This window comes from Streptococcus sp. SCPM-O-B-23252 (M501) (assembly GCF_058200355.1).
In genome coordinates this window covers 66,886-81,923 of the sequence record NZ_JBYQGS010000003.1, presented here as the reverse complement: position 1 = coordinate 81,923, position 15,038 = coordinate 66,886, and the positions used below count along the sequence as shown (strand labels likewise).

Genomic DNA, 15,038 nt, shown 5'->3' with positions numbered 1-15,038 from the left:
TTAGCTTTTCTTAAAAATAGTAAAAGGGTATTATGTTAAAAATTAAGTTTGAGAACCTTTTGGTTATTCTAGTATTGACCCTTATTGTTGGGTACGATACTCTTATGACAACAATGTTAAACAGAACGATACCAAATCTTCCGGTTATTTTATTAATCTGTTTTTCATTATTATTATGTTTTAGATTTTTATATATAAAAAAATTCACTTTCTTTTATATCTTAACTGTTATTTTATTACTAGTAACAAGTTCTATCGTATTTATGCATACAGGTGGGACTAATTTCCTACTTTATTCATTATTGATTTTGTTATTATATGATGCAGATATTGATGTTATATTAAAAACATACGTTATTGTATCAGGAGCGATAGTGTTAGGAGTTTTCTTACTTTCAATTTTGGGAGTTGTTCCAAATTTACAGTTTGCCCAGATCCGTTCGTCAGGCTTTGTGATTAGAAATTCCTTTGGCTTCATTTATCCAACTGACTTTGCGTCTCACTGTTTTTATTTATTTATTGCTTGGGGATATGTACTACGTAAGAGGCTCATCGTACTACGAACTTTGGTAGGCCTTAGTTTGGCATTTTTCATTATCAAATTTTGTGATGCTAGGCTAAATGCCCTTTCTGTACTTGTGGCAACTGTCATTTTTATTGTAATGTATGTTACTAAAGAAAGAAAATTAAAAATTTATGGGATTCTACCTTATTCTGCAGCGGTTTTTTCTTTCCTAATGTTTTATTTGACATATTTCTTTACCTGGTCTTCTTCGTTATTTGTGAGTTTGAACAACTTATTCAGTATGAGGTTGTTTTTAGGGAAAAATGCAATAGATACCTATGGCATACATTTATTTGGAACAACTGGAGTTAAGTTTATTGGATATGGCGGTAGCACAGAGTCAGTATACAGTTACAATTATGTAGATTCCTCTTATATCCAAATGTTGTTCTACTACGGAGTTGTTCCTGTTGTATTACTGGTATTTATTTATGTTTTTGCATCAAAAAGGTTGTATAAACAAGGTATGTTTTTATTCTTGGCCTTATTGTCTCTTATTACAATCAATTGTATGATTGAAGCTTTTTGGATAAGACCAGGATATAATATTTTTATATTTACACTTTTTGCTAGTCTTTTGCCAATTCAATACAAAACAAAAGATAGAATTGAATTATCATGAAAGTTCTTAAAAATTACGCCTATAATCTCTCCTACCAGTTACTGGTGATTATCTTGCCGATTATCACCACCCCTTATGTGACACGGGTTTTTAGTTCAGATGACTTAGGGACTTACGGCTATTTCAACTCCATTGTCACCTACTTTATTCTTTTGGCGACCCTAGGAGTGGCTAATTATGGAACCAAGGAGATCTCAGGACACCGGAAAGACATCCAAAAGAATTTCTGGGGGATTTATACTCTCCAGTTGGGGGCTACGGTTTTATCCCTTACCCTCTATGTTCTTTTATGTGTGACCCTATCTTCCATGCAAAATCCTGTGGCCTATATCTTAGGTCTTAGCTTAGTATCAAAAGGGCTTGATATTTCCTGGCTCTTTCAGGGGTTAGAGGACTTCCGCAAGATTACGATTCGGAATATCACGGTCAAACTGGTTGGAGTCATCTCCATCTTCTTGTTTGTAAGATCTGCCAATGATCTTTATCTCTATGTATTCTTACTAACGATTTTTGAGCTCTTAGGCCAGCTCAGTATGTGGCTACCCGCTCGTGAATTTATTGGGAAAGCCCATTTTGATTTGGCTTATGCACGGGTGCATTTAAAACCGGTCATTCTACTCTTTTTACCGCAAATTGCCATTTCCTTGTATGTCACTTTGGACCGAACCATGCTCGGAGCTCTTGCATCTACAAAGGATGTAGGGATTTATGACCAGGCCTTAAAACTGGTCAATATTTTGTTGACATTGGTGACCTCACTGGGGAGCGTCATGTTGCCTCGTGTATCGAGCCTCTTATCCTCAGGGGACCACAAGGTCGTCAACAAGATGCACCAAATGTCTTTTTTGATTTATAATTTGGTCATTTTCCCGATTATTGCCGGCATGCTAATTGTCAATGATGACTTTGTTCAATTCTTCCTAGGGAAGGATTTCCAGGATGCGCGTTATGCCATTGCCATCATGATTTTTAGAATGTTCTTTATCGGATGGACCAATATCATGGGGATTCAAATTCTAATCCCTCATAATAAAAACAAAGAATTTATGATTTCGACAACTGTTCCTGCCATTGTCAGTGTCGGATTGAACCTGATCTTCCTACCAAAACTGGGCTTTATTGGGGCTGCAATTGTGTCAGTGTTGACAGAAGCCTTGGTATGGGGGATTCAACTCTACTTCACACGAACGTATCTTAAAAAAGTGCCGATTATGGGTTCAATGATAAAGATTGTGCTCGCTTCAGGCCTCATGTATGGCCTCTTGCTACTAGTCAAATCCATTGTCCATCTTTCGCCGACTCTGAATGTCATTCTGTATGCTGGTCTAGGAGGAGTTATCTATGGAACCTTGATTTTGCTCTTCAAAGTAGTGAATGTGAAAGAGTTGAAACAGCAATTAATAAAAAAATAGGGAGATAACTATGTACGATTATCTGATTGTTGGTGCTGGTTTATCGGGGGCAATTTTTGCTCATGAGGCGACCAAGCGTGGCAAAAAAGTAAAAGTCATTGACAAACGGGACCACATCGGTGGAAATATCTATTGTGAAGAAGTTGAAGGAATCAATGTTCATAAGTATGGTGCCCATATTTTCCATACGTCCAACAAAAAAGTTTGGGACTATGTCAACCAGTTCGCTGAGTTTAATAACTATATCAACTCACCGGTGGCTAATTACAAGGGTAGCCTTTACAATCTCCCCTTCAACATGAATACCTTCTACGCTATGTGGGGAACTAAAACACCACAAGAAGTCAAGGATAAGATTGCTCAGCAAACGGCGGATATGAAGGATGTTGAGCCCAAGAACCTGGAAGAACAGGCTATCAAGTTGATTGGTCCAGATATCTATCAAAAGTTGATCAAAGGATACACGGAAAAACAATGGGGCCGTTCTGCGACAGACCTTCCACCCTTTATCATCAAGCGCCTTCCAGTCCGCTTGACCTTTGATAACAACTACTTTAACGACCGTTACCAAGGGATTCCAATCGGAGGCTACAACGTCATCATTGAAAACATGTTGGTGGACGTCGAAGTAGAGCTTGGGGTTGATTTCTTTGCCAATCGTGAAGAGCTGGAAGCATCAGCTGAAAAAGTAGTCTTCACAGGGATGATTGACCAGTACTTTGACTACAAGCACGGGGAGTTGGAGTACCGCAGCCTGCGTTTTGAACACGAAATTTTGGATGAGGAAAATTATCAAGGTAATGCTGTGGTCAACTACACAGAACGTGAGATTCCTTATACTCGTATCATTGAGCATAAGCACTTCGAGTATGGAACCCAACCGAAGACAGTCATCACCCGTGAATACCCAGCTGACTGGAAACGTGGGGATGAACCCTACTACCCAATCAATGATGAAAAGAATAATGCTATGTTTGCCAAGTACCAAGAAGAAGCTGCTAAAAATGACAAGGTCATCTTCTGTGGACGCCTAGCAGACTATAAATACTACGATATGCACGTGGTCATTGAGCGTGCTCTAGAGGTCGTTGAGAAAGAATTTACTAAATGACACAAGACAAAATTGATATCGTGGTTCTTTGGGTCGATGGAAGTGACCCAGAGTTTATCCGCGAGAAACAAGCTGTGACAGGTCAAATAGCAGAAATAGACCAAGAAATCGATGGTGAGCAACGTTATCGTGATTATGGTATTTTTAATTATTGGTTTCGAATGATTGAAAAGCATGCTCCTTGGGTAAATCATGTTTACTTAGTCACCAATGGACAAAAACCGGAATGGTTAAACTTGGAGCATCCAAAACTTAAGTTGGTCACTCATAAGGAATTTATCCCTAAAGAGTATCTACCTACTTATAATTCAGCGGCTATTGAGCTTAACCTCCATCGGATTGAAGGCTTGTCGGAAAACTATCTCTATTTCAATGATGATATGTACTTAATCAGAGATAGTCAACCTTCAGATTTTTATAAGAATGAGCAACCTAAGCTTTTAGCGGTTTATGATGCTTTGGTTCCTTGGTCACCATTTACGAATACTTATCACAATAATGTTGAGTTGATTTATCGCCATTTTCCTAATAAGAAGGCTATGAAATCCTCCCCTTGGAAATTCTTTAATTTTCGTTATGGTTCCTTGGTTTTGAAAAACTTGTTACTCTTACCATGGGGACCGACAGGCTATGTGAATCAGCATTTGCCTGTACCGATGAAGAAGAGTACCTTGTCACATTTGTGGGACATCGAAGGTGAAACTTTGGATAGAACATCCAGAAATAAGATTAGAGATTATGGGGTAGATGTCAATCAATACGTTTGTTCTAACTGGCAAATTGAAAGTAATCAGTTTTATCCTATGTCTAAAAATTTTGGAGAAACAATTGGTTTAAATCAAGTGGATAAGCTGGAATCTATTTTTAAAGATAGACGTAAAAAACTGCTTTGTGTCAATGATGATGGTGACTTTAGGGAAGAAAATATCATTAATTTCAAGCAAATTTTAAATGAATATTATCCTAAAAAATCAGCGTATGAAAAATGAGAAGTAAAAGATGAAATACTATTTAAAAGAAGAATTTTTACACGACAATAATTCTAAAAATGCGGGAAATAAAGCACGTAATGACGTTGAAGCAATTTTAAATAAATTAGGTTATTCTCCGTTGAAAGTTTTGGTGGATGACTGGTATCAAATGAATGTTCTTAGGGCACAGATTCATAAATATAGAGCTCTCTTTAGAGCTTTCAAAGACCTAAAGAAAAATGATGAGATCATAATTCAATTTCCTTTGTTACATCATTCTTTATTTCTTAACCATTTACTAAAAAAACTTAAAAACAGGGGTACAGATGTCTATTTTTTAGTTCATGATTTGGAAACACTGCGTTTTGTGAATGATAAAACCTTACCATTTAGAATGAAGTTACGGATGAAACTAACTGAAAGTGATACGTTCCGTAGTGTTACAGGAATTATTGCTCACAACCCGGTTATGAAATCTGTTTTAGTGGATAAGGGAATTGAGGAAGATAAGATTGTTAGCCTTGGCATTTTTGACTATTTGATTCCAAATTTCCAAGAAAAGAGCGACCAAACAAAAGACCAGCCCATTATTGTAGCTGGTAATTTGGCAAAGGAAAAAGCTGGTTATCTTTATGCTCTTCCTGTAGAACCTGCATATAACCTTTATGGTGTAGGTTTTGACGAGAGTAGGGCACTAGAAAATGAGACTTACTTTGGTTCCTTCTTACCGGATGAACTGCCTGCAGCCCTTGAGGGTGGTTTTGGACTGGTCTGGGATGGGGATAGTGCAGAAACCTGTAGTGGTGTCTTTGGCGAGTATCTTCGCTACAACAACTCTCACAAGGCGTCACTATACTTGGCCTCAGGCTTCCCGCTTGTGGTTTGGAAACAGTCAGCCTTGTCTCAGTTTGTGCTTGAGAAGGGCTGCGGGATTGCAGTAGAATCGCTACATGACCTCTCTCAAGCGATTGAACAGTTAGACGATAAGGACTATCAAGACTTGCTTGTCAATGCAAAAAGTATTGGTCAAAACATTCGTAATGGAAGTTATTTAACAAATGCCTTGAATAAAATTGTAAAATAGAAGCCTGAAAAGGCTTCTTTTTTGTATTCCGTAGAAAAAACGCCTAGAAACCTTTTCGAATGCAGGTCTGTGTGCTACAATAGAAACAGTATAAAATATGATTTAAGGAATGAAAATGAGAAAAAAGGATTTCATTTATTTTGCCAGTGCAGCTGTACTGCTAGCTGCGTCTGTTCAAGTTGCCCATGCCGATGAAGTGGGAGTGAAAGAATCGGCAGTCACTGAAAGTGAAGCAGTAACGACACCAGCTAACTCAGCACCAGTAGTCGAGGAAAAGCAAGAAGTAGGGACTCATCAATATGTGGCACCAGCCCCAGTAACAGACCTTCCAGTCACTAGCTCAGAAGTTACGAAGGTAGAAGAGCCACAGGTAGAAACAAAGCCTATTTCAGCAGGGGAATCTGTCCCATCTTCTGAGTCAACTGCGAAACCTGTAACAGGAAGTACTACTTTTTTCAATACGGATTCAAACGCTCCAGCTAGTCGCTCGACGGATGTGGCTGTTCAGCCAAAATCATTCGTTGATGTGAGTAGCCATAATGGAGATATTAGTATTGAAGATTATCGTACTCTTGCTAATAAAGGTGTGGGCGGTGTCGTTGTTAAATTGACAGAAGACATCTGGTACAAGAATCCAAATGCTGAAAATCAAATTCGCAATGCGCAAGCGGCGGGTCTGCAAGTATCGACCTACCACTTCTCACGCTATACTTCTGAGGAAGCAGCGCGTGCAGAAGCGCGATTCTATATTGCAGCAGCACAACGCTTGAATCTTCCAAAAAATACCCTCATGGTCAATAACTTTGAGGATGCTAAGATGCAGTCAAATATCAACCGCAATACTCAAGCTTGGGTGGATGAAATGCGCAAGAATGGCTACACCAACTTGATGTTCTATACTAGTGCCAGCTGGTTGGATGAAAACAATCTTCGAAAGAAAGGTCCTGTCAACACCGCTCAATTTGGTCTTCAAAATTTCTGGGTTGCCCAATATCCTTCTCCAAAACTATCTGTTAATGATGCGAAAAGCTTGCGTTACAATGGAAAAGCTGGAGCATGGCAGTTCACTTCTCAAGCGGAATTGCTTCCAGGCAAACACCTCTTTGACCATAGTGTGGACTATACAGGTCGCTTTACAGCGAACGCAAAACCCGCAGCTGACCCGACAGAAGGCACCTTAAGTGGTAAGATCAGCATTGTCAATAACGATACCATGGCGGGTCGCTTTGACGTTGTAATATCAAATGTTAAGGCGCCAAACGGGGTTCGAATAGTGTCTGTACCAATCTGGTCAGAAATAGGTGGTCAAGATGACCTTGTTTGGTATACAGCGAACCGTCAAGCAAATGGGACCTATACCGTCAACGTAAAAGCAACGGACCATAAAAATTCAACCGGTCTTTACAATATCCACCTTTACTATGTTCAGAATAATGGACAGATGACGGGTGTAGGTGGAACAACCACACAAGTCTTCATTGGCAAGACATCTGAGCAGTTGAAACCAAAAGCAAGTTTTGCTATTGAAAACAATAATACTAAGAATGGTACCTTTGATGCCGTTATTACTAACATCTCAGCACCATTAGGTGTTAAAGAAGTGTTAGTTCCATCATGGAGTCTTGAAAAAGGTCAAGACGACCTTGTCTGGCATAAGGCGACTAAGCAAACTGATGGTAGCTACCGTGTAACTATTAAGGCAAGTGAGCATAAGGGTAATAAAGGAAATTACCGTGCTGATGCCTACATCGTGGATAACTCTAGCAATCGCCACTACATTGCTGAAAAAGTAGTATCTGTTGATTATGCTCGACCAACTGGTGTTCTTACGATTGAAAATAACAATACTGTAGCGGGTACTTTTGATGCAGTTGTCCGTAACATTGTTGCTCCTACAGGTTTGAAAGAGGTTCTTGTTCCTTCATGGAGTTTAGCTGGAGGTCAGGATGACCTCATCTGGCATAAGGCAACTCGTCAATCCGATGGTTCTTACCGAGTGACGATCAAGGCAACGGATCATAAGAATTCAACTGGTAAATACCGTGCCGACGCCTACATCGTAGATGATTCAAACAAACGTTTCTACCTCACTGAAAAAGTGGTAGAAGTTACGCAAACTCTTCCTAGTGCAAGACTTTCTATTGAAAATAATAATGCTGATTTAGGTACTTTTGATGCGGTTATTCGCAATATCGTTTCACCAAATGGTGTCAAAGAAGTTTTGGTGCCATCATGGAGTCTCGTTAATGGACAAGATGATCTTGTTTGGCACAAGGCTAGTCGCCAATCTGACGGTAGTTACCGTGTAACAATCAAGACTAGCGAGCATAAGAATTCTCTAGGTAATTACCGTGCAGATGTTTATATCGTTGATAATGCAAACAAACGTCATTATGTCACCGAAACGATTGTAGATGTGAAACATAATAAGCCAGTTGGCACCATTTCAGTAGTTAATAACAATAAAGACACTGGCACTTTCGATGTCATTATCAGTAATGTCTATAGTCCTAAAGGTGTACGTACTGTTCAAGTACCAACTTGGTCTGAGGTAAATGGTCAGGATGATTTGACTTGGTATGAAGCGACTCGTCAATCCGATGGGACTTACAAGGTAAGCGTGAAGGCTTCTGACCATAAGTTTTCGACAGGTACTTACCATGTCCATTTGTACTATATCCAGGGTGATGGTAGTCAGGTTGGTGTTGGTGGCACAACGCTGCAGGTAGAAAACCGGAACTTTGTAACTAGAAATCAGCTCTATCTGAAGCATCTTTCTGCAAAAGATGCAGATGGTCAGTTAGGTCGAGTTCTAAAGGCAGCGTCAAGCTTGATTGGCGTTGAGACTGGATCTCCAGAGCACCTTAAATTGGTCAGAGATTACAATAGTGTCCATCCGTTGCCAGTAGGCTATCCTGTGAAGAATACGGATGATTGGTGCGATGTGTTTGTCACAACAGTCTTCCAACGCGAAGGGCTTAGTCATTTGATTGGTCGTGAGTGTGGAGTGGAACGCCATATCCAAATCTTTAAAAATCTTGGTATTTGGAATGAAAACGGGGCTTCTACACCGAAGTCAGGTGATATCATTACCTTTAACTGGGACCAAGATTCTCAACCGAATAATGGATTTGCGGATCATATTGGAATTGTTGAATACGTTGAAAATGGACTGATTCATACAATCGAAGGAAATTCCGGTTATGTTGGAACTGTCAAACGCAATGTATACCGTATCGGACACGGCAATATTCGTGGATTTGCGACACCACGTTATAAATAACATACAAGCTTTTCAGCATTTTTGCCTAAGTACTTTTCTATAATAGAAAGACAACCAGTTCTGAAAGAGGGCTGGTTTTTTGTATTCTTTGCGGACTTGACAAGAGTGCCAAGCACTGGTCCTACCATCTCCTTGATTAGCTTGGTATTAGCCTTTGTAGTAGCAAGCGGTGCAGCTTATCTCCTTAAAAAGAAGAAAAAATAAGCGCAAGGCTTGATTAATCTTGTCTAACTAATCGAGAGTATTGAAGAGGCCCTTAGGGGCCTCTTTTTTTGTGTGATAAAAAATACAAAAAAATCCTTGACAAACTAAAAAATTAGCGTTATCATTAACTAGTTAATTAACCGTTTAATGAACCGATTAAGAAAAAGAAAGGATTTATATATGTTTGGGAGGAAGCTAAGAGCCTTAGGAATTGGATTCGTCTGCCTCTTATTGTTAGTGGCTTGTGGGAGCCAGAAAAGTTCGGGAGCTGGCTCTACTAAAAAGGGGCTCAAAATTGTGACGAGTTTCTATCCTGTCTATTCGCTGGTGAAGGAAATTTCAGGCAATCGCAACGAGGTCTGGATGGTTCAGTCGGGCGCTGGGATTCATGATTACGAACCTTCGGCCAAGGAGACAGCCCAGATCTATGATGCGGATGTCTTCGTCTACCATTCTCAAACACTCGAATCTTGGGCTGGACGTCTGGATCCTAGCTTGCAAGACTCGAAACTGCGGGTCATCGAAGCCAGCAAGGGAATGGAATTGGATAAGGTCGCTGGCTTAGAAGATATTGAGGATACGGAAGGGAAGGATGCAAAACACTTGTATGATCCTCATACCTGGATGGATCCACTGAAAATTGCTGAAGAAGGGAAGATCATCGCCCAAGAGTTAGGAGACATCGATCCAGAAAATAGAAGTTATTATGAGGCCAATGCCCAAAAGCTTGAAAAACGCTGTGAGGCTTTGGTGGACAAATACCAACCTCTCTTTGAAAAAGCGACGCAAAAAACCTTTGTGACCCAGCATACAGCCTTTTCTTATTTAGCCAAGCGCTTTGGTTTGAAACAATTAGGAATTGCAGGGATCTCGCCGGAGCAGGAACCAACAGCCCGTCAGTTGGCTGAGATTCAGCAGTTTGTCCAGGACTATCAAGTTCAGACCATCTTTGTTGAGAAGCATACCTCGTCTAAGGTGGCCGATAGCATTGCCAAAGCGACAGGGGCAAAGGTGAAGGTCTTGGATCCTCTCGAAGCAGATCCGGAAAATAACAAAGATTTCTTGGAGAACCTAGAAGAAAATATGGCGAGTCTAGCCAAAGAATTACAGGAGTGAGTAGAAGAATGAAGAAAAAAGCAACGATTGGATTAGTAGCAACCCTAGGTTTGGGTTTATGCGCCTATGCCTTAAGTCAGCAAGCGCCAGTCAAGGAAGACAAACAGAATCAGAATCAGGTGCAGTATTTACAAGGAGACAAGAAAAAATCAGCTAGCAGCTCAAACAGGCAGGAAGAAAGCATTGAAACCGTCAACTCGAAGGAAAAGATCCAGGCAGAGCAGATTGTGGTCAAAATTACTGATGAGGGCTTTGTGACTTCCCATGGAGATCATTTCCATTACTACAATGGCAAGGTTCCTTACGATGCGATTTTTAGTGAGGAGTTGATTTTACGGGACCCCACTTACCAACTGAAACAATCAGACATTGTCACACAGGTACGAGATGGTTATATTATCAAGAAGGATGGGACCTACTACCTTTATCTAACCGATCCACAACATACGCTGAATGTCCGTTCGGTGGAGGAAATTGCCCAACAGAAAAAAGGAGAGCTGGTTTCAGGTTCGAAAGAGAATGCCCAAAAATCTGGGGGAACTCGTGATTTCAGCCAGCCGAGTCAGGCATTACGTGAAGGGAAAACAGTAGCAAGTCTAACAGCAGGTGCTAAGCCAAGTCAAGGTGGCTACCGGACAGATGATGGCTATGTCTTCCATCCTGGGGATGTGATTTCTGATACCGGGGATGGCTTCATTGTGCCTCATGGTGGCCATTACCACTTTATTCCGAAGAGCGCCTTATCAGCTGGAGAATTAGCTGCTGCCTTATCTATCTTAAATGGTAGGGGAGGGAAAAATGAGGTAAAACCTGTATTGCCCCCTTCTATCCAGTTGACTGCACCGGTTAATCCGAATCAACCGATTCCAGCACCTGTCACTCCAGCGATTTCAACTCCTCTTCCTCATCCAACAGTGACGACAGAAGGGCGAAGCCTGGAAAGCCTACAGAAAGAGTTGCAGCATACCCCACTTTCAGAGCGCCATGTTGAGTCGGATGGCTCTGTCTTTGATCCAAGCAAAATTACCAAATGGACAGAGCAAGGAGTGGTGTATCCGCATGGGGATCACTTCCATTTTATCCCTTATAGTGTGCTTTCGCCTTTAGAGCGGGAATTGGCACGCCAGTATCAAGTCCTTCGTTCTCAAACTGGGACTGTCGCAACAGAAGAAAAGCCAACTCAACCTTCAAGCCCAGACACAAAACCAGTTGATCATGACCACGACCACGAGAAGGAGGATCCTAATCACAAGCATGACCATGAGGACCATGAAGCCGATCATGATCATCATCATGAAAATGAACAGGCCCATGAGCACGATCATGGTTTCCATGCAGATCAGGTCATCAGCAAGGATGACGAGGGCTATATGGTCGCTCACGGAGACCATGCCCATTACTTCTACAAGAAGGATCTCTCACCTCAAGAAATCGCAGCTGCAGAGGCAGTGCTAGCTGGTAAGAAGGAAGAGGACAAGGGGCAACCACTGACGGATGATGTGGCGACCTATTCGCGCGATGCTTCGGATGAAGAAAAAATCCAATACATTAGCCAGACCTACGGCGTTCCTCGGGAAGCTATCAAGATTTCCAATGGTTTCTTTGTCTTTAACAATCCAGACCAAGAATACGATCCAACCCATATCCACCCTTATGCAGTTCGGAAGGAACATGTTCGGATTCCGCTTGAAACAGGAAATCCTGAGCTAGACTTTATCAATGAGCTCTATGCAACAGCGCTTCGCTCTGGTATTTCCCCATATACGATGCAAATCGAGAATGGTCAGTTTGTCATTCCGCATGGGGACCATAACCACTATATCAAGGTGCGCTCAGCAGGCTTGACGGACTACTTGGCTCACCGTCTACCGACCATCCAAGCAGCTTACCAGAAAGGTGACTTGGATCAGAAAGCTGTAGAGGACAAAGTCAACCAACTCTTAGCAGAAAGTCGGACTTTATACGCTTCAGACCCTCTGCAACAAAGACGGATTGAGTTGAACTTGGGTCAATTCTTAGAAACTGTTAAAAACTTCCCAAGCAATTCAACAGCAGGCTACTTGGCAAGTCTTGAGCAAGTTGACAAGGAATATATCCATGCGACCCAGGAAGTCAAACCAAAAGAAGAAACAGCCTTGGACCGTCGCTATCAGGAATTGTTGGAACAAGTTCGCTTGTTAGATACCGAAGCCTTCCAACTCAAGAAAGAGAGCCTCGTTTCTCAGTTGCAGGAAGTCTATACAGCCAAGGATAGTCAACGATTGGAGCAAGAAGGAAAATTGCTACATGCCATTCAGGAGATGCAAGATCGGACCGGTGTGACTTCGGTAGACTACCTCAAGTATTTCTACCAAAGTTTAAGCGATGCGCGCTTAACACCGGAATTGCGGGCGACAGCAGCAGACCTTGCTTTGAAACTTTACCGGGCTCAGGCCTTTGAAGAAGCTTGGGACTCAAAAGCCCATTTCATGGAGCTTTACCAAGCTAAACAAGCGATTGACCAGCTACTGTCCCAAGAAAATGCTCCAACCTATCCAATTGAAAAAACAGTTCTGGATCAAAAGGGGGCAGATGCTCCATCCTATAATATAGCTGTTTACGACTTCCTCAAGGGGGTCTACGGTGATCTGGATGAAAAGACAGAGTCTCGTCAACGCTCTAATCTCTTAACAGCCCTTTTCGATCAAATCTCCACTCTTTTGCCACAAGTAGAAGAAAGCAAACGTCCTGCTTTTGAAGAACGTTTGGAACAGGTGCGCCAAGAGCCAGATGCTGACACGGCTTTGACAACTGGGAAAACTCTTTTGCGTGAAGTTGGTGAAACGATTGAACAACAAAAGCAAAAGAAAACAGAAGAACCTAAACTTGGAGACGTAGCCCTCTATCAAGAGATTTATAACCAGTTGATCGCTCTCCACCAACAATTGGTCGAAAAAGGAGCCAGTGATGCTCAGTTTGAACGCTTAGAAGCCCTCTTTGATCAACTAGCTGATCCAAAGAGCGACAAGCAAGCCTTGTTACAGGCGATTCAAGCTCTTCGAGATGATTTGCTAGCGACGCAATCGACAGCAGTGACAGTAGAAGCAGACAAAGCAACCCCAGCCCCTCAAAGTCCTGCTACGAGTGATCCTAACCTGAATAAGGAAGAAGCTTCAGATCCTGCTCAGACTCCATCTCCAGAGTCAGAAAACACAGAAGTCAGCCCAGTCGCAAGTGAAGAAACGACGGACTAGGACGCATGCAGAAATAACAGAAAACACAGAATCAATTCGATTCTGTGTTTTTAGATGTAGACAAACTATTATTTTACATTAAAACAGCTAGATACTTTTCAAAAAAACTTTTATTTATAGACATCTAAGAAGATTTAAAACTTTCCGCTGTGAGAAAAGTGCTAGAAACAATAGTGTTTCTAGCACTCGGGAGTTTTGAAAGTAAAACAGTTCGGGGAACTGTTTTAGCCTGAGCCTAAAAATTGAAAAGCGAAGGGGTTCAAAACTAATTGAACACGGGCTACGGATTGTGTCAAAAAGATAAGTTTTCCTAGAATCGAAAGATTCTGCGTCAAACTTCCTATTTTGACTTTATCCGCAGGCGCCCTTTGTATCTTAATAAGTTATGGAACTTCGTAGAAGTTCGCTAATGTCCGTACTCACCTAAGGAAAGTTTCTAAAATGACTTTGTCTTCACACTGAAAGCTTCTTCTAGTCCACTAGATTAGAAACATCAGTCGCTTGGCTCTATGGAGATGTCTGCTCTTTTAATCCCTTTTCAAAACTTGCAGAAGGAGCCTCGACTTGAATTTTCTCTAAGGTGAAGGGATGGGTGAGCCGCAAGCGGTGGGCATGGAGCATGAGGCGAGGAGCTCTTTCGGGGTTGTAGAGCGGATCTCCCACAATCGGATGGCCATGGTGAGAGAGGTGGACGCGGATCTGGTGGGTGCGACCTGTCTGGAGCTGGCAGTTGACCAAGCTGGTGCGTTTGAAAGTCTTTAAGCTGGTCACATGGGTTTCTGCATAGAGGCCCTTTCGAGGATCAACAATGCGTTTGCGTCGATCGTGGCGATCTCGTCCCAATTTGTCCTTATAAACCAGCTTCTTTTTGGGTAAGCTGCCTAGGATTAAGGCCCAATAGTCTCGTTGGATTTTCTTGTCTTCTAGCAGTCGATTCAGGACGGGTAAAACAAAAGGATTCTTGGCAAAGACAAGAGCTCCACTGGTTTCCTTGTCCAAGCGATGAACGACATAACAGGTCTTCCCAACATAAGTGGAGACATGATTAAGAAGGGCGATTTCATCTGGTTGATTGGCGTGTGTTTTCATGCCTTCCGGCTTGTTTACAATGATGAGGTGCTCATCTTCATAGAGGGTTTCGACCAGGCTAGCATCCCCTGTCAAGAGATCTTTTTCTTCATAATCTTCCGGATCAAAGGTGAGGGTGAGTTGGTCACCCGCTTCAAGCATCGATTGCCAGTGGACGGTCTCCCCATTGACTTGGACATGTTTTTTGGTTCGCAAAAAATGACGAATCTTTCGTGGGATGAGAAAATAATCTTCAAGGGCCTCTTTGACCGTCATAGCGGGCAAGGCACTTGGTATCGTTATAGTATACTGCATAGTGTTATTGTATCAGAAAGCAAGGGGAAAGAAAAGATGAGAAGGAGGAAAAGG

9 protein-coding genes and 1 pseudogene are annotated in these 15,038 nt (G+C 41.7%); 9 read left to right on the top strand and 1 reads right to left on the bottom strand.

Annotated features, from left to right (window positions below):
* Nucleotides 1-32 precede the first annotated feature (32 nt).
* The 9 genes and pseudogenes from AC3E6G_RS07705 to AC3E6G_RS07665 all read left to right on the top strand — a co-directional run.
* On the top strand, nt 33-1,187 hold the full coding sequence (locus AC3E6G_RS07705; RefSeq protein ID WP_490700774.1) for a polysaccharide polymerase: 1,155 nt from the start codon (nt 33-35) through the stop codon (nt 1,185-1,187).
* Complete coding sequence (locus AC3E6G_RS07700) at nt 1,184-2,599, top strand: flippase (RefSeq protein ID WP_490700773.1); 1,416 nt, start codon at nt 1,184-1,186, stop codon at nt 2,597-2,599. Before AC3E6G_RS07705 ends, AC3E6G_RS07700 begins: the two co-directional genes overlap by 4 nt.
* A 10-nt stretch (nt 2,600-2,609) precedes the next feature.
* Entirely contained in the window at nt 2,610-3,710 is a 1,101-nt protein-coding gene (gene glf / locus AC3E6G_RS07695; protein ID WP_490700772.1) for a UDP-galactopyranose mutase, read from the top strand.
* A complete protein-coding gene (locus AC3E6G_RS07690) occupies nt 3,707-4,699 on the top strand; it encodes a stealth family protein (protein WP_490700771.1) in 993 nt (330 codons plus the stop codon). The genes glf and AC3E6G_RS07690 overlap by 4 nt, the downstream gene beginning before the upstream one ends.
* Nucleotides 4,700-4,709: 10 nt before the next feature.
* Entirely contained in the window at nt 4,710-5,765 is a 1,056-nt protein-coding gene (locus AC3E6G_RS07685; RefSeq protein WP_455166536.1) for a glycosyltransferase, read from the top strand.
* Nucleotides 5,766-5,880: 115 nt separating this feature from the next.
* Nucleotides 5,881-9,048, top strand: coding sequence for a GBS Bsp-like repeat-containing protein (locus tag AC3E6G_RS07680; RefSeq protein ID WP_490700770.1), 3,168 nt, complete (start codon nt 5,881-5,883; stop codon nt 9,046-9,048).
* Nucleotides 9,049-9,153: 105 nt separating this feature from the next.
* Nucleotides 9,154-9,252 carry an LPXTG cell wall anchor domain-containing protein gene (locus AC3E6G_RS07675; protein WP_490700814.1) on the top strand — a complete coding sequence of 33 codons (99 nt, stop codon included), beginning with the start codon at nt 9,154-9,156 and terminating at the stop codon, nt 9,250-9,252.
* 180 nt (nt 9,253-9,432) lie between these two features.
* A complete protein-coding gene (locus AC3E6G_RS07670; protein WP_490700769.1) occupies nt 9,433-10,368 on the top strand; it encodes a metal ABC transporter solute-binding protein, Zn/Mn family in 936 nt (311 codons plus the stop codon).
* A gap of 8 nt (nt 10,369-10,376) precedes the next feature.
* A pseudogene (locus tag AC3E6G_RS07665) lies at nt 10,377-13,410 on the top strand (pneumococcal-type histidine triad protein); the annotation flags it as partial.
* A 698-nt stretch (nt 13,411-14,108) separates the two neighbouring features.
* On the opposite strand, the gene AC3E6G_RS07660 reads toward AC3E6G_RS07665, so the two are convergent.
* Entirely contained in the window at nt 14,109-14,984 is an 876-nt protein-coding gene (locus AC3E6G_RS07660; protein ID WP_490700768.1) for an RluA family pseudouridine synthase, read from the bottom strand.
* Nucleotides 14,985-15,038: the final 54 nt, after the last annotated feature.